The organism is Spirochaeta thermophila DSM 6192, assembly GCF_000147075.1.
Lineage (GTDB): Bacteria > Spirochaetota > Spirochaetia > Winmispirales > Winmispiraceae > Winmispira > Winmispira thermophila_A.
Window position 1 is genome coordinate 602,872 of record NC_014484.1, and the last position, 15,594, is coordinate 618,465.

A 15,594-nucleotide genomic window follows, 5' to 3' on the forward strand; every position below is an offset into this window, starting at 1 on the left:
GGGCTATGTTTTGAAGGGGTAAGTATCCGGTGTGTTCCTGCCGATGTTGAAGGGGGAGATCAGGTGGTGGTATGAGGAGTGTGCAGAAACTCGGAGTGAGCCTGTTCGTCTCGGTAGTCACGGTGGCCCTCGTCGTGCTTGCCGGCACCCTGGGGGGGATCCGGGAGGTGGAGGTGCGCCTCCTGCGGCCGCTGGTGACCGAGCACGCCGTGGATCGGCTCGTGGCGGTGGACGGGCTCATACGCTCGAGGATGGAGGGGTGGAGAGAGTACCTTTCGGGGCTCGCAGCGGATCCTGCGTTCCAGAGGGTCTTCCGGACGAGTCAGTCGGAAGAGGATGTGCAGAGGCGTTTCGACTTGGTCGCGGAGCTCTCAGCGCGGTTTCCGGAGCTCGGTTTCGTCCGCGTGGTGGGTCTCGACGGGAGGAGGATACATTTCAGCACCAGGGCGGAGGATGTACGGGAGCGGTCGGCATCGAGGATCGTGTACCGGAACTGGGACGAGGTGGCCCGGCGGGAGGGGCTGGGCTTCCGTGAGGGACGGTTCGATGATCGTGATGTCCACCTGGATCCCGCATCACAGGAGGTGGTGGTACGGATCCCCGTGCGTGACGAGCTGGGCGAGGTGGCGGGGATGCTCTATGCGCACATGCGGGTGGGTGATCTGGGGCTCCTGCTCGCGAAGGAGGGGCTCCTCGCCCCATCGGAACGTCTCCATGTCCTCGATGAGGGTTCCCTGGTGGTGAGCGGCTCGCTCTCCGCGGAGGAACTTCGCGCCGTGGGTGGGGGGGCGCTCAGGGTGGAGCGGGGGGGAGAGGTGTGGGTGGGGGTGGAGTATGAGGGGACGGTGGGGCGTCTCGTGGCCTTCCTTCCCGAGGCGGCGTTCAGCCTCTCTCCGTTGCTCATGGCCCTCCTCTTGGGGGTAGTGGGGACATCGGTCTTCCTCCTGGTGTTCTTTCTGCTCAATCTGCGTCGGGATCCGGTGGTGGAGGCCTTGAGGCGGCTTCGTAGACTGGAGCGTGAGGTGGTGGGGGAGGTGCTCGAGGGGAGGGAGGATCTGGAGTGGACGAGGAAGCGGAAGGAGCTCGAAGCGAGGAAGGGGGAGATACGGAGCAGGGTCCTCGAGGGGCTCAGGGTACCTCCCGATCGGCTTCCGGAGGTGGAGCGGTTCCTCGACAGGGTGTGGGACGAGGTGCTCAGGGTGGCCGAGGCGGTGGTGGGGGAGGGGCCGCGGCTCCGGCGACTCGAGGAGCTCCTGGAGGATCTGGTGCGACGTTTGGAGGAGGGGGTCGCGGTGAAGGGGGTGCTGCCCGCCGGCGGGGGTGTGGGGGATGTGGGGGTGAGGGAGGGAGCGGTTGGCGTGGCGGACGAAGAGGAGGAGATCGGGGAGGTGGAGGAGGTCGGGGAGGTGGAGGAGATCGGGGAGGTGGAGGAGGTCGGGGAGGTGGAGGAAGTCGGGGAGGTGGAGGAAGTCGGGGAAGTGGAGGAGATCGGGGAGGTGGAGGAGGTCGGGGAAGTGGAGGAAGTCGGGGAGGTGGAGGAGGTCGGGGAGGTGGAGGAGATTGGGGAGGTGGAGGAGATCGGGGAGGTGGAGGAGGTCGGAGAGGTGGAGGAGATCGGGGAGGTGGAGGAGATCGGGGAAGTGGAGGAGATCGGGGAAGTGGAGGAGATCGGGGAGGTGGAGGAGGTGTCCATCCCGCAGGGGGCCCTCCCCCCCGAGGACGAAGGGGAATTGGTGGCGGTTCTGGAGGAATTCGAACATCTCATCGAGGAGAAGCAGGAGGATGTCGACCGGGAGGTGGGAGGGACTGTGGTCGAGGAGGATGTCGTGGAGCCCGAGCCTCTTCCCGTGAAAGTGGGGAGTCTCTCCTCCGCGCTCTTCTCCTTCAGACCCGAGTATCGTAGGATCTCTTCCCAGGTGGAGACGGTGGGGATCCCTCCGGAGCGGAAGGCCCTGTATGAGCGTCTCCTGAGGGAAGAGAAGGTCCGGGTTTTTCCTCTCTCTGTCCTCAGAAGCGGTGGGTTCGTGCAGCCTCCTGTCGAGGAGGAGAACGGGATCTACAGGATCCGGGAGGAGGTCTATAGGAGAGTGGCTCGGGCACGTGTGGAGGCGCCGCAGGAAGGGCATGGAGGAGGTCGCAGGCCGGAGCGCCTTCCCCTCGGAGAGGACGGGCTCGAGTACGATCCCTATCTCTCCCGGTTCTCCCGTTCACAGGTGGGGATGCTGAAATCGCTCATGGAACTCACCCGCTCAGTGGGTGCGGTCTGTGGAGGTCTCTTCGTGCGGCAGGAGGAGGGGTTCGTGGTGCGCCAGGCCCTGGGGCTCGATGCGGCGTGGGCGAAGAGGATGCGAATCACCGGTGATGATCCCCTCTGGTCCGAGCTCGCCCAACGGAAGGTGGTGTGGCTAGGCGTACCACTCGAGGAGATCCCCTGGTACGCTCCGTTCCTCTCTCCCACGGATGCGGCGATGACGCGGCGGAGTCTCTGGCTCCCAGTGTGGCTGGAGGGGAAGGAGGGGTATCTCTTCCTCGGATACAAGGAAGAGATTGACAGTGTGGAGGAGTATTTGAAATACTTCCTCCACGAATGAGGGAGTTCTTCGATCGTATCCAGGGTTACTATGTCGAACGGCTGAAGGAGTTCTCGCGTTCACCCCGGGAACGACATCTGGCGGTGGGCTGGGAGAGCAGGGAGGCCCAGGAACGTCGATTCAGGGTGCTCCTCGATCATGTCCCTCTCGAAGGGGGTTCGCTCCTGGATGTGGGGTGCGGTCTGGGGGATCTCTATGGGTTTCTCAAGAGGGAGGGCGTCGCGTGCGACTACACCGGAGTGGACATCCTCCCTGCAATGGTGGAACAGGCGAGGACTTCCTGGCCGGAGGGGCGCTTCATGGTGGGGGATGTCTGTAGTGAGGATCTCTTTCCCCCGCACTCCTTCGACGTGGTGTATGCCTCGGGGATGTTCAACCTGAGGGTAGAGGACAACTATGCCTTCCTCGGGCGGGCCCTGGGGGTGTTCCGTTCCCTCGCCCGGCGGGCGGTGGTGTGTAGTATGCTATCGGTGAAGTCTCCGTTTCCGGAGCCCGAGTACTTCTACTACGAGGTGGATCGGGTGCGTCGGTTGGCGGAAGCAGGCCCGTGGCGGGTGGAGGTGATGGAGCACTACATGGACAACGATCTTACACTGGTGTGCCGAAAGGGGGGGCTGTGATAGAGGTGTATACCGACGGTGCGTGCAAGGGGAATCCCGGTCCGGGTGGATGGGCCTACGTGGTGGTGAGGGACGGTGAGGGTGAGGGGGCGTTCGGGGGTGAGAGGATGACGACCAACAACCGGATGGAGCTCCTTGCGGTGATCAAGGCCTTGGAGCGGGTGGATGCGGGGGGGAGGGTGCGGGTGTATACCGATTCGGAGTACGTACGGCGCGGGATCACCGAGTGGATCGACAGGTGGCTCGCGAACGGATGGAAGACGAGGGACAGGAGGGATGTGAAGAACCGCGACCTGTGGGAGCGGCTGTGGCGGCTCGCCGCGGAGGTGGAGCTCGAGTGGGTCTGGGTGCAGGGGCATGCGGGGGTGGGGTGGAACGAGGTGTGCGACCGGATGGCCCATCTGGCGGCGCTCAAGGCAGGAGGATGAAGCGGGGCGTGCGGTGCGGATGTCAGAGGGGGTGGGAGGTGCCATGCAGGTGGTGAGTTTCCTTCCCTGGGGATATGAGGGGATCGTGGTACGGGTGGAGGTGGATATCAGGAAGGGGATACCGGGGGTCGAGGTGGTGGGGTTCGCCGGAACGGCGGTGAAGGAGGCGCGGGAGAGGATCAGGGTGGCGCTCAAGAACAGTGGCTTCTCCTTTCCTCAGAAGCGCGTACTCATCAATCTCGCACCGGCGGGGTTACCCAAGAAGGGGGCCTGGTACGATCTGGCGATCGCGCTCGCCCTCCTCGCGGCTTCGGGGCAGGTGGAGGCCGCGGAGGGGGTGGTCCTGGTGATGGGCGAGTTGCGTCTTTCGGGCGAGGTCCTGCCGGTGGAAGGGGTACTGTCCAGCCTGATCGCGGCGAGGAGGGAGGGGGTGCGGGTGGCGGTTGTGCCGGCGGCGAACGTGGCCGAGGCCACGGTGGTGAAGGGGGTGCGGGTCTTCGGGGTGGGATCGCTGGAGGAGGCGGTGGAGGTGGTGGAGGCCGGGTTCCCGGAGGACCGGGAGGAGAAGGGGACGGGGGTCGGAGTCGAGGAGGAATGGGAGCACGATTTCTCCTCCTTCAAGGGACAGACCTATCTGCGTCGCGCCCTCGAGGTGGCGGCGGCCGGGGGACACCACGTCTTCCTCTTCGGGCCTCCCGGTTCGGGCAAGACCATGGGGGCCTACACCTTCCCCTCGATCCTCCCTCCCCTTTCGGAGGAGGAGCGCCTCGAGGTGCTCCAGGTCTACTCGCTCGCCGGTGAGCTCCAGAACGGCTCACGGAGGACCTACTCGAATCGGCGCCCCTTCCGAGCCCCCCACCACTCCGCCACGGTGGAGGGCATGGTGGGAGGGGGGAAGGAGGTACGTCCCGGAGAGATCTCGCTCGCTCATCAGGGTGTGCTCTTCATGGACGAGGCGCCGGAGTTTCGCGCCTCCATCCTCCAGAGTCTCCGAGAACCCATAGAGACGGGCCGCATCACCCTCTCCCGGGCCGGACACTCCTTCTGGTATCCTGCGCGTTTCCAGCTCATCCTCGCCGCCAACCCCTGCCCATGCGGCAACCTGGGGAGGGAGGGCGCGGTCTGCGCCTGCAGTGTGCAGGAGATAAAGCGCTACTGGCGGAAGATCGGGGCACCGCTCCTCGACCGCATCGACATCCGATTCCCCGTGAGCCCGGAGTCACCCGAGGTCCTCCTCTCCGATCGTCCTGAGCCGAGCGCTGCGGTGAGGGAGCGGGTGGAGCGCGCCTGGGCCATCCAGCGGGAGCGGTTCGCAGGGAGAGAGTATTCAAGGAACGCCTCGATGACTCCGGAGGAGGTGGAGACCCACTGCCGCCTGGGAGACGAGGAGCAACGCCTGCTCCTCAAGGCGGTGGAACAGCTCTCCCTCTCCTCCCGGGCCTGCGCCTCGATCCTCAAGCTCGCACGGACCATCGCCGATCTCGAGGGGTCCGAGCGTATCCAGAAGGATCATCTCCTCGAGGCGGTGCACTACAGACGATACGGCGACATGGACTTTTTCTGGTCGGAGCTCTGAGCGTACGCTTGGCAACCCCTCGTCCTTCCCGTTATATTGTAGGAGGACCACACACGAGGGAAGGCGGATGATGCGCACGTTCTGGACCCGTACACTCGTCGTGATCGGAGCTGTTGGGCTCTTCCTCTTTGCGCTCGGTCTGGGGCTGGGGGTGGGGCGTTCGATGGGGGGGCGGGATGCCTCTGGGCAGTCCGAGGCGGTGCTGCCGGAGATCCCCGTGGATACCGGGGCCGAGGCGCTCATCCCCGTGGCCGAGGGGGCGGGTCGATACAGCGAGGACGAACTCGAGAACATCCGCGTGTACGAGACGAGGAACCGCGGGGTGGTCAACATCACCACTGAGACCCTCGCCTACAACTGGTTCCTCGAGCCGGTTCCCCAGGAGGGGGTGACCGGGAGCGGGTCCATCATCGACGCGCGGGGCTACGTGCTCACGAATTACCACGTGGTCAAGGGTGCCTACAAGGTCTTCATCTCCCTTGCCGATGGGAGTCAGTACGAGGGTGAGGTGGTGGGGGTGGATCCAGAGAACGATCTTGCGGTCCTCAAGTTCGATCCTCGAGATAAGGACCTCGTGGTGATCCCTATGGGAAGCTCCTCAGACCTCAAGGTGGGCCAGAAGGTGCTCGCCATAGGAAACCCGTTCGGACTCGAACGTACCCTCACCGTGGGGGTGGTGTCGGCCCTGGGGAGGCCCGTCAGGACCGAGGACGGCCTCATCATACAGGACATGATCCAGACCGACACCTCCATCAATCCGGGCAACTCCGGGGGGCCTCTCCTCGACTCCCGCGGCTACATGATCGGGATCAATACCATGATCTATTCTCCCTCGGGTGGATCGGTGGGCGTGGGGTTCGCGGTGCCGGTGGACACGGCGAAGCGGGTGGTTCCTGAGCTCATCGCCCACGGGTACGTGGAGCGCGGGTGGATCGATATCGTCCCCGTGCAGCTCTTCCCTGCATTGGTGCGCTACGCCGATCTGTCCGTCTCGAGAGGGATTCTCGTCTCCAAGGTGGAACCGGGAAGCCCTGCGGCCGAGGCGGGTCTGAAGGGCGGTTCTCCGGACAAGGCCGTGCGCTACGGGCGGAGCATCATCTACCTGGGAGGGGATATCATCGTGGAGGTGGACGGCCGGGCGGTGGGGAGCCTCGCCGACCTCTACGCCGCGCTCGAGGACAACAAGCCGGGTGAGACGGTGGAGGTGAAGGTGGTACGCGATGGGAAGGTGGTGACGCTTTCCATCCCGCTCTCCAAACGACCTGAGCGTTTCAACTGGAACTAGGAGGCGGCATGAGCGGTTTCAGGGTGGAGGCCCCGTTCGGGCCAGCGGGTGATCAGGGGAAGGCGATCGCCCTCCTGTCGGAGGGGGTGAAGAAGGGCTACAGGTATCAGACACTCAAAGGAGTGACGGGGTCCGGGAAGACCTTCACCATGGCGAAGATCGTGGAGGAGGTGCAACTCCCCACCCTGGTGATCTCCCACAACAAGACCCTCGCCGCCCAGCTCTACCGTGAATTCAAGGAATTCTTCCCTCACAACGCCGTGGAGTACTTCGTCTCCTACTACGACTACTACCAGCCCGAGGCCTACGTGGCCTCCAAGGATCTCTACATCGAGAAGGACGCCTCTATTAACGAAGAGATCGACAGGCTCAGGCTCTCGGCCACCGCGAGTCTCATGGAACGGCCCGACGTCATCGTGGTGGCGACCGTTTCGTGCATCTACGGACTGGGAAATCCCGAGCACTTCAGGGAGATGCGCGTGAGGATCGATGTGGGGCAGCACCTCGATCTGGGGATGCTCAAGCAGCAGCTCGTGAGCCTCCAGTACGAGCGAAACGATGCGGTGCTCACGCGCGGCACCTTCAGGGTGCGGGGAGAGGTCGTGGACATCTACCCCGCCTATCTCGAGCATGTCTACAGGGTGGAACTCGACTGGGACGAAGTGGTCTCCATAAAGGTGGTCCATCCCCTCACCCTGGAGGTGCTCGACGAGAGGAAGAGCCTTTTCGTCTATCCGGCGAAGCACTTCGTCCTCCCCGAGGAGCAGATCCGTAGTGCCATCCAGGGCATCCGGGAGGAGCTTGAGGAACGTTACCGGGAGCTCCTCTCCCAGAACAAGCTCGTGGAGGCCCAGCGCCTCAAGGCACGGACCGAGTACGACCTCGAGATGCTCGAGGAGATGGGCTATTGCTCCGGGATAGAGAACTACTCGCGTCACCTTTCCGGCCGGAAGCCGGGGCAGCGTCCCGCGGTCTTGCTCGACTACTTCCCCGACAGGTTCCTCGTCTTCATCGACGAGTCGCACGTGACCCTACCCCAGCTCAAGGCCATGTACGAGGGCGACCGCTCGAGGAAGCTCTCCCTGGTGGAGTACGGCTTCAGGCTCCCTTCGGCTCTTGATAACAGGCCCCTCAGGTACGAGGAGTTCGAGGCGATCGTGCCACAGGTGATCTATGTGTCGGCCACCCCCGAGGAGGAGGAACTCTCCAAGTCATCCCAGGTGGTGGAGCAGATCATCCGTCCCACCGGGCTCCTGGACCCGGAGGTGGAGGTGCGACCCACTGAAGGGCAGATCGACGATCTGTATGCCGAGATCAGGAAGCGGGTCGAGAAGGGCCAGCGGGTGCTGGTGACCACCCTCACCAAGAAGATGGCCGAGGATCTCACCGACTACCTGCAGTCCCTGGGGCTCAGGGTGCGGTACCTCCATGCCGAGGTGGAGACCATAGAGCGGGTGGAGCTCCTGCGCGACCTGCGGGCAGGCGAGTTCGACGTACTGGTGGGGATCAACCTCCTCCGGGAGGGGCTCGATCTTCCTGAGGTGGCGCTGGTTGCGATCCTCGATGCCGACAAGATAGGGTTTCTGCGGTCGGCGACCTCGCTCATCCAGATCATGGGTCGGGCGGCGAGGAACGCCGAGGGCAAGGTCATCATGTACGCCGATCGGGTGACCGATGCGATGCGGGAGGCCATAGAGGAGACGAGGAGGCGTCGAACCATCCAGGAGGCCTACAACAGGGAACACGGCATCACCCCACAGACCATCCAGAAGTCGGTGCGCGACATCCTCGAGCGCAAGATGAAGGTCAAGGAAGAGGTGGAACGGAAGGAGATCGAAGTCTTGGTCCACGGATACAACATCCTCGTCCCCTCCGAGCGGAAGAAGCTCATCCAGCGCCTCGAGAAGGAGATGCTGGAGCGCGCCAAGAACCTGGAGTTCGAGATGGCCGCGGTGATCCGGGACGAGATCGCCCGCCTCAAGGAGATGGCATGAGAGGGCGGGTCTTCCTCTTGGCGTGTGCCGCGCTCATCCTCTTCTCGGGCTGCAGGGAGGACCGTGCCCTTCCGCTCGAGGTCCCGGCTTCTCCCCCTCTGAGCGAGGAGCTCCGCTGGGCCGTGGTGCAGGACGCCTATGCAAGGCTGTGGGACGCGCCTCCTCCGGGCGGTTCTGTGGTCGGTATCCTCAGGAGGGGGGACATGCTGGAGATCGTGGAAGAGGAAGGAGCGTGGTGCAGAGTGGTGAGGGGTACGGAGGAGGGCTGGGTGGGTGAAGGCCATCTCTTGCGCTACAGGATCAGACTCCAGGCCGAGACCGCTTCCCGTCGCCTCATCGAGCGCTTTTAACACTCTTTGATTCCCGTCTTACACGAATTTAACATTCGAGCAGGATCATAGTACCAGATATATTTCTGACAGGAGGAACGATATGAGACGTGTTCTGTCTTTGCTTGCAGGGATCGTCCTGGCCTCCGGTTTCGTGTGGGCGGGAGGTCAGGGAGAGTCGGGGGATCTCTCCGGCACCATACGTATTGCAGGGAGCAGCACGGTCTATCCCATCACCGTGGCGATGGCCGAGGAGTTCAACCGGATCCAGCCCGGCGTCCAGATCGCGGTGCAGTCCACCGGGACCGGAGGAGGGTTCACGAACTTCTTCATCCCGGGGAAGACCGAGATCAACGATGCGAGCCGCCCCATCAAGGAGAGCGAGCTCGAACAGGTGCGGGCGCAGGGTGACGACGCCCTTGAGTTCCAGGTGGCGATCGATGCGGTGACCGTGGTGGTCAACCCACATGCCGACTGGGTCGACGATGTCACCATCGAGCAGCTCCGGCACATCTGGCGGCCCGATGATCCTGCCCAAAAGTGGAGCGACGTGGATCCCTCGTGGCCGGATGAGCCCTTCGAGCTCTATGGTCCCACGAGTGCCTCGGGCACCTTCGACTTCTTCACCGAGAAGGTGATGGGGGAGGAGGACCTCTCCCGGAGCGACTACCAGGGCACCGAGGAGGACAACACCATCGTCCAGGCGGTCTCCGGCTCGAAGTACGCCCTCGGGTACTTCGGTATGGCCTACTACCTGGAGAACACGAACAGGGTGAAGGCCCTCAAGGTGAACGGTGTGGCCCCTTCTCTCGAGACGGCCCGTACGTATGAGTATCCGCTCTCGAGACCCATCTTCATCTATGTGAGGAAGAGCGCCCTCGCACGGCCTGAGGTGGCGGCCTTCGTCAGGTTCTACATCGAGCGGACGAACTCCAGCCTCATAAGCGAGATAGGCTACGTGCCTGTGACCGACGAGGTGGTGAAGGAGAACCTCGCGAAGCTCGAAAAGGCCATCGCCGAGGTCTCGAAGAAGTAGTCACGCTGCGTACGAACGCCAACAGGGGCGGGTGCTGCCCGCCCCTATTGATATCCCCTTCGAAATACAGTAAGAGAGAAAGAAGCGTGCATGGTTGTGTGAGGTGATATGAGTGAGATGAACTCCCCTTCCCCCCCTCCCCACAGAACCGAGCGGTGGGTGCAGAGGGTGCTCCTCTTCATGGCGGGCATGTCCGTGCTCATCACCGCAGGGATCGTCCTGGTGCTGCTCGTCGATTCCCTCTCGTTCTTCAGAGAGGTCTCTCCCCTCCACTTTCTTACCTCCACGAGGTGGAGCCCGACCATCCAGCCCTACTCCTTCGGCGTCCTGCCGCTCCTCTCGGGCACCCTCGCCTTCACCCTGTGCACCGCCCTCATCGCCCTTCCCATCGGCCTGCTCACCGCGATCTTCCTGGCCGAATACGCGCCGGAGGGCCTCAGGGCCGTGCTCAAACCTGCCCTCGAGGTGCTCGCAGGCATCCCCACGGTGGTGTACGGGTACTTCGCCCTGGTCTATGTGACTCCCTTCCTCAAGACGTACCTCTTCCCCGAGATCTCCACGTTCAATACCTTGAGCGCATCGATTGTGGTGGCCATCATGATCATCCCCACGGTGAGCAGCATAAGCGAGGACGCGATGCGCGCCGTGCCCCGTTCGCTCAGGTATGCCGCCTATGCCCTGGGGACCACCAAGTTCCAGACCGTGAGGACCGTGGTACTCCCCTCGGCCCTCTCCGGCATCGTCTCGTCGTTCATCCTGGGGATCTCGCGGGTGATAGGGGAGACCATGGCCGTGACCATCGCGGCGGGCAACCTTTCCCGGATGGTGAATATCTTCGATCCTGCCGAGGCCTTCCTGAGGCCCATCCAGACCATGACCGCTGCAATGGTGGAGGTGGGGATAAGCGACGTGACGGGTGAGAGCATGGCCTACAAGAGCCTCTATGCGGTGGGGCTCGTGCTCTTCCTCTTCACGCTTGGGCTCAACCTCATCGCCGGCAGGATACGCAGGCGTTTCAGGGAGAAGTACCAATGAGAGAGACCACGGGGCGTGCTCCTCACACTCCCACGCTGTGGCACAGCGTGGGGGCTGAGCGGATCAAGGACAGGATCTTCCTTGGAGTGGCCTTCCTCGCCACGGTGTGGGGACTCCTCTCGCTCGCGGGGCTCCTGGTCTACGTGTTCTCGGATGCTATAGGGTGGCTCGACTGGCAGTTCCTCACGAGTCCGCCGTCGCGCTTCCCCGAGAAGGCGGGGGTGGGGCCGGTCCTCGCAGGCTCGTTCTACCTTATCGTCCTGGTGGGGGTTATGGTCTTCCCGTTCGGCGTGGGGGCTGCGATCTACCTGGAGGAATACGCCAGGGAGGGGAGGCTCACGCGCCTCATCGAGACGAACATCGCGAACCTGGCGGGGGTGCCCTCCATCGTGTACGGGCTCCTCGGTCTGGGGGTGTTCGTGGGTGTGATGCACCTGCCCATCGGGTGCCTGCTCGTGGCGGGCCTCACCCTCATGTTGAGGGTGCTCCCCATCGTGATCGTCTCGGCCCAGGAGGCGATCAGGGCGGTGCCCGACTCGCACCGTTTCGCCTCGCTCGGCATGGGGACCACGCGGTGGCAGATGATCACCTCGGTGGTGCTGCCGGAGGCCTTCCCCGGGATCATGACCGGGATCATCCTCGCCCTGGCGAACGCCATGGGTGAGACCGCACCCCTCATCATGGTGGGTGTGGCCCATTCGATCTTCACGCCTCCGAGGGGCCTGCTCTCTGCCTTTGGGGCCCTTCCGCTCCAGATCTTCGCCTGGTCCGACTATCCCAAGCCGGAGTTCCAGCACGGGGTGGTGCCGGCGGCGATCGTCGTGCTCCTGGTGACGCTCATGTTGCTCAACGGTATTGCCGTGTATCTGCGGCACAGATTCTCCAAGCGACGGTGGTAGGAGGTCGTATGGATCGCGAGGTGCAGTTTCAGGTGGCGGACGGCCGGTTCCGATCCGTCCCGGAGGGCAAGGAAGAGGTGATCATCGAGACCCGTGGGCTCTCGGTGTACTACGGGTATCACATGGCGCTCTACGATATCAATCTTCCGATATATAAGAACAGGATTACGGCCTTCATCGGTCCGTCCGGGTGCGGCAAGTCGACCCTCCTTCGGTGCTTCAACCGGATGAACGAGGTGGTGGCGGACGTGCGGATCGAGGGGGAGGTTCTCTTCCACGGGAAGAATGTGTATGATCCCGATGTGGACCCCGTGCTCCTCCGCCGCAGGATCGGGATGGTCTTCCAGCAGCCGAACCCCTTTCCCAAGAGCATCTACGACAACGTGGCCTACGGTCCCCGGATGTACGGGATAAAGGACAAGGCCACGCTCGACGAGATCGTGGAGGAGAGCCTGCGGGCGGCGGCCCTGTGGGACGAGGTGAAGGACGTGCTGGGTAAGAGTGCGCTCGCCCTCTCGGGCGGCCAGCAGCAGCGCCTCTGTATCGCCCGGACGATCGCGGTGAAGCCCGAGGTGATCCTCATGGACGAGCCGGCCTCGGCCCTGGATCCGATCTCCACGGCGAGGATCGAGGAGCTCATGCAGGAGCTCGCCCGACAGTACACCATCGTGATCGTCACGCACAACATGCAGCAGGCGGCGCGTGTCTCGGATTACACGGCTTTCATGTACCTGCACGAGGACTGGGGGGCAGGGTATATCGAGGAGTTCGGTCCCACGCGGGAACTTTTCCTCAATCCGAAGAAGAAGCGCACCGAGGACTACATCTCGGGGAAGTTCGGATGAGGGGGAGGCGCTGTAGAGGAAGGTGCAGGAGAAATGAAGTAAGATGGAGACCGTTTCTTTCAGATGGGAGCATCCGTTCCACTTCCCATTTCAAAGGCCAAATCCATCGAAAGGAGAGCATACTATGCATGTGCATTATGTGGAGATCGTGAGCACCTCTGTGGAGGCACAGTGTAGCTTCCTGAAGCAGGTGTATGGGCTTTCATGTGATACCATGGTGGAAGATCTCGGAAACGCCCGAGTGGCAACTATGCCGAATGGGGTACTGGTAGGTGTCCGATCTCCCCTGGGGGACCATGAGCAACCCATCGTGCGCACCTACTTCGAGGTAAGTGATATCATGGCGGCAGTGAGGAGGGCCGAGGCGGCCGGAGCGCTGATTGCATACCCTCCTACGAAACAGGGAGAGACGGGCACGTGGGCGATATGTATCCTCGACGGGATCCAGTACGGGCTGTGGCAGAAGTGAGCGAGAATATCTCCGCGCACTGGTCCTCATCAACGGATATACGGAGCGGCAATTCGAGCGATAGGAGTTGATATCCTCGTCTTGTGTTTGGATTGTTCTCCACTACAGAAGATTCCTGTCACGTTCGGATACTCGGGCTCTACGCGAGGAGGCCTGCAGATCGGGGAGTGGGTGTGCGGACGGTTCTGTCTGAGACGTAATATGGACGAAGCGAAGGGGTGTCGCGTCTCTCTTGACTGGGAGTTATGGGAGCCACACCTGCTTTGTTCAGAGATATCTATCACGAGCTTGACCGAAATACAGGGATGTTACGCAGAAGGACAGCACAGTTTTTCGTTGACAGGAGGGAAAAGAGTAAGGTAGAATTATCTTAATGATAACGCTAACAAGCATAGCAAAAGAAGAGGATCCAGGCCGCCACCCGGATCCTCTTGTCCATGGCCTCCCGTCGGGAGGTCCATACCTTTGATATGAGAGGAAGGAGATGAGACGCTATCTTCCGTACCTTGCCCCCCTCATGCTCGTACTTATGCTGCTTATAGCATGTGAAGGGGGGATCGTCAACCTGAGTGGAGACCTGGTCTCCCGTGCCGCCTTTGAGAGTGGGTGCGACTATGTGGACGCCGACACTGCTCGGATCTGGCTCACTGCTGCGGATGCAGGATGGGCCGACGTCCATTACAAGGTGAACGGTGGAGGACAGCTCAACGTCCGCATGAACCGGGATGGCACCTACTTCTGGTACGAGGTGAATGGGCTCTCCGAGGGTGATGTGATCGACTACTGGTTCACCATCGGGTTCAACGCGGGTGCGCAGGATACGGGGTGGTACTCCTACACGCACACCGCGGGTGGGAGCACTCCCACACCCACGCCCACGCCTGCGGGGAGCACCACGTTTGTGATCGAGGCCGAGGACTATGCGGCGATGAGCGGGGTGCAGACGGAGTCGTGTGTTGAGGGCGGGCTCAACGTGGGCTGGATCGATGCGGGTGATTGGATGGCGTATGCGAGCCGGTACTTCGAGGGAGGGGAGTACCTCATCGAGTACCGCGTGGCGAGCCTCAACGGGGGAGGCCAGCTGAGCGCCGATCTGGATGCGGGGTCGATCGTGCTTGGGTCGGTGAGCATCCCCTCGACGGGTGGGTGGCAGAACTGGACCACGGTGTCCCACACAGTGACGATTCCTGCGGGGAACCATGCCTTTGGGATCTATGCGGTCTCCGGAGGGTGGAACATCAACTGGATCCGGTTCACCTACCTGGGTGGTAGCGGAAGCACCCCTACACCCACGCCATCATCGTCTCCTTCGTTTATACCTCTTTCTCCTGGGATGGAACTGACGATACAGTTCCTCAACAAGACAGGTGGCCGTGTAGATGACAGTCGAATCTATGCAGCAATCATTGGACGGGATGGGGGGAATAGATGGTGTTATCTTACCCCCGAGGGAACTGCCAAGGTGATTGAAGCAGGAGATACGAGTGACCAGTGGTTCTTCAGATTGGATACTATCGCTGGTTTTCAGGTGCCACCGGTCTTTACCTCGGCAAGGCTTTACATGAGTATGGATTCTCCACTGGTCATGAGTGCTGTGGTCGATGCGACAGGAAGTGTGGGGATTGTACAGCCCGATCTTGGTAATCCGTCTGATCCGAATCAAGAAATCATCTTCGATTGGGCGGAGTTCACCGTGCATAGTGGCACGTTTTGGGGCAATACCACCCAGGTCGATCAGTTCGGTTTCCCGTATACGCTTGCGGTGTATTCCGATGGGGGGACACTCGTCAAGAAAGTGGGAATCGATCGTCCAAGGGATGAGGTCTTTTCCCTCTTCGATAGCTACGTGCCTTCTGAGTTCAGGAGCCTGAATCACTATCCTTACCGAATCCTTGCACCTGCGAAGGAAAGTTTCGGGGAAGGGAAACCCAACGCCTCATACTTCGACGCATATGTGGATACGGTGTGGAATCAGTATAGGAATCAGACGCTTACCATAACGCACCCATTAGGAACCTTCCAGGGAAGAGTCCTTTCGGATCACAGAATGGAGTTTACTCGTTTGGAGGATGGTCAGAAGTTCTACATTCAGAGACGACCGAACGATACCGAGATACTTGAGGGTTCTGGGGTGCTCGCTTCCGGCAATACGGTTGAGCTCGCATTGGAAGCGTGGATATGTGCTGCATTCAATCGTCACGTGGTTCACTATCCGGATTCTTCCTATTGGAATGATCCCGCCTACTACTATCTGGACTCGCCCGCCAATTGGTACGCTGCCTTCTGGCATGAGATAAGTCTGGGAGGGCTTGCATATGGGTTCTGCTACGATGACGTGAACGATCAGAGCACACTTATCGAGGCCCCGAACGTGAGGGCTGTGGTGATAGAGCTGTATTGGTAGGTAGATTGAGGGTGGATCCGGGCCTGCTTCGATACTTGGGTTTTTGGTAAGGAGAGGCAATGGTGCCTCTCCTTTTTTTACGG

13 protein-coding genes are annotated in these 15,594 nt (G+C 61.9%); all 13 read left to right on the forward strand.

Annotated elements, in window-relative coordinates; genetic code table 11:
- The first annotated feature begins 71 nt into the window (after positions 1–71).
- Positions 72–2,591 carry a cache domain-containing protein gene (locus STHERM_RS12625; protein WP_013313333.1) on the forward strand — a complete coding sequence of 840 codons (2,520 nt, stop codon included), beginning with the start codon at positions 72–74 and terminating at the stop codon, positions 2,589–2,591.
- Positions 2,588–3,211 carry a class I SAM-dependent methyltransferase gene (locus STHERM_RS02590; RefSeq protein ID WP_013313334.1) on the forward strand — a complete coding sequence of 208 codons (624 nt, stop codon included), beginning with the start codon at positions 2,588–2,590 and terminating at the stop codon, positions 3,209–3,211. The genes STHERM_RS12625 and STHERM_RS02590 overlap by 4 nt, the downstream gene beginning before the upstream one ends.
- Positions 3,208–3,639, forward strand: coding sequence for a ribonuclease HI (gene rnhA / locus STHERM_RS02595; RefSeq protein WP_013313335.1), 432 nt, complete (start codon positions 3,208–3,210; stop codon positions 3,637–3,639). Before STHERM_RS02590 ends, rnhA begins: the two co-directional genes overlap by 4 nt.
- 43 nt (positions 3,640–3,682) lie before the next feature.
- On the forward strand, positions 3,683–5,215 hold the full coding sequence (locus STHERM_RS02600; RefSeq protein WP_013313336.1) for a YifB family Mg chelatase-like AAA ATPase: 1,533 nt from the start codon (positions 3,683–3,685) through the stop codon (positions 5,213–5,215).
- Positions 5,216–5,282: 67 nt separating this feature from the next.
- Positions 5,283–6,500 (forward strand): S1C family serine protease, encoded by a 1,218-nt coding sequence (locus STHERM_RS02605; protein WP_013313337.1) that lies wholly within the window; start codon positions 5,283–5,285, stop codon positions 6,498–6,500.
- Positions 6,501–6,508: 8 nt separating this feature from the next.
- Positions 6,509–8,494 (forward strand): excinuclease ABC subunit UvrB, encoded by a 1,986-nt coding sequence (gene uvrB, locus STHERM_RS02610; protein WP_013313338.1) that lies wholly within the window; start codon positions 6,509–6,511, stop codon positions 8,492–8,494.
- A complete protein-coding gene (locus STHERM_RS02615; RefSeq protein ID WP_013313339.1) occupies positions 8,491–8,844 on the forward strand; it encodes an SH3 domain-containing protein in 354 nt (117 codons plus the stop codon). Before uvrB ends, STHERM_RS02615 begins: the two co-directional genes overlap by 4 nt.
- Positions 8,845–8,926: 82 nt before the next feature.
- Entirely contained in the window at positions 8,927–9,859 is a 933-nt protein-coding gene (locus STHERM_RS02620) for a PstS family phosphate ABC transporter substrate-binding protein (RefSeq protein ID WP_013313340.1), read from the forward strand.
- Between the two features lie 108 nt (positions 9,860–9,967).
- Entirely contained in the window at positions 9,968–10,894 is a 927-nt protein-coding gene (gene pstC, locus STHERM_RS02625) for a phosphate ABC transporter permease subunit PstC (RefSeq protein WP_148223852.1), read from the forward strand.
- Positions 10,891–11,793, forward strand: a complete 903-nt coding sequence (gene pstA, locus STHERM_RS02630) for a phosphate ABC transporter permease PstA (RefSeq protein ID WP_013313342.1) — start codon at positions 10,891–10,893, stop codon at positions 11,791–11,793. The genes pstC and pstA overlap by 4 nt, the downstream gene beginning before the upstream one ends.
- Before the next feature lie 8 nt (positions 11,794–11,801).
- Positions 11,802–12,638 (forward strand): phosphate ABC transporter ATP-binding protein PstB, encoded by an 837-nt coding sequence (gene pstB, locus STHERM_RS02635; protein WP_013313343.1) that lies wholly within the window; start codon positions 11,802–11,804, stop codon positions 12,636–12,638.
- 124 nt (positions 12,639–12,762) lie between these two features.
- Entirely contained in the window at positions 12,763–13,107 is a 345-nt protein-coding gene (locus STHERM_RS02640; protein WP_013313344.1) for a VOC family protein, read from the forward strand.
- Positions 13,108–13,591: 484 nt separating this feature from the next.
- Complete coding sequence (locus tag STHERM_RS02645; protein WP_013313345.1) at positions 13,592–15,511, forward strand: beta-1,3-glucanase family protein; 1,920 nt, start codon at positions 13,592–13,594, stop codon at positions 15,509–15,511.
- The last annotated feature ends 83 nt before the right edge of the window (positions 15,512–15,594 follow it).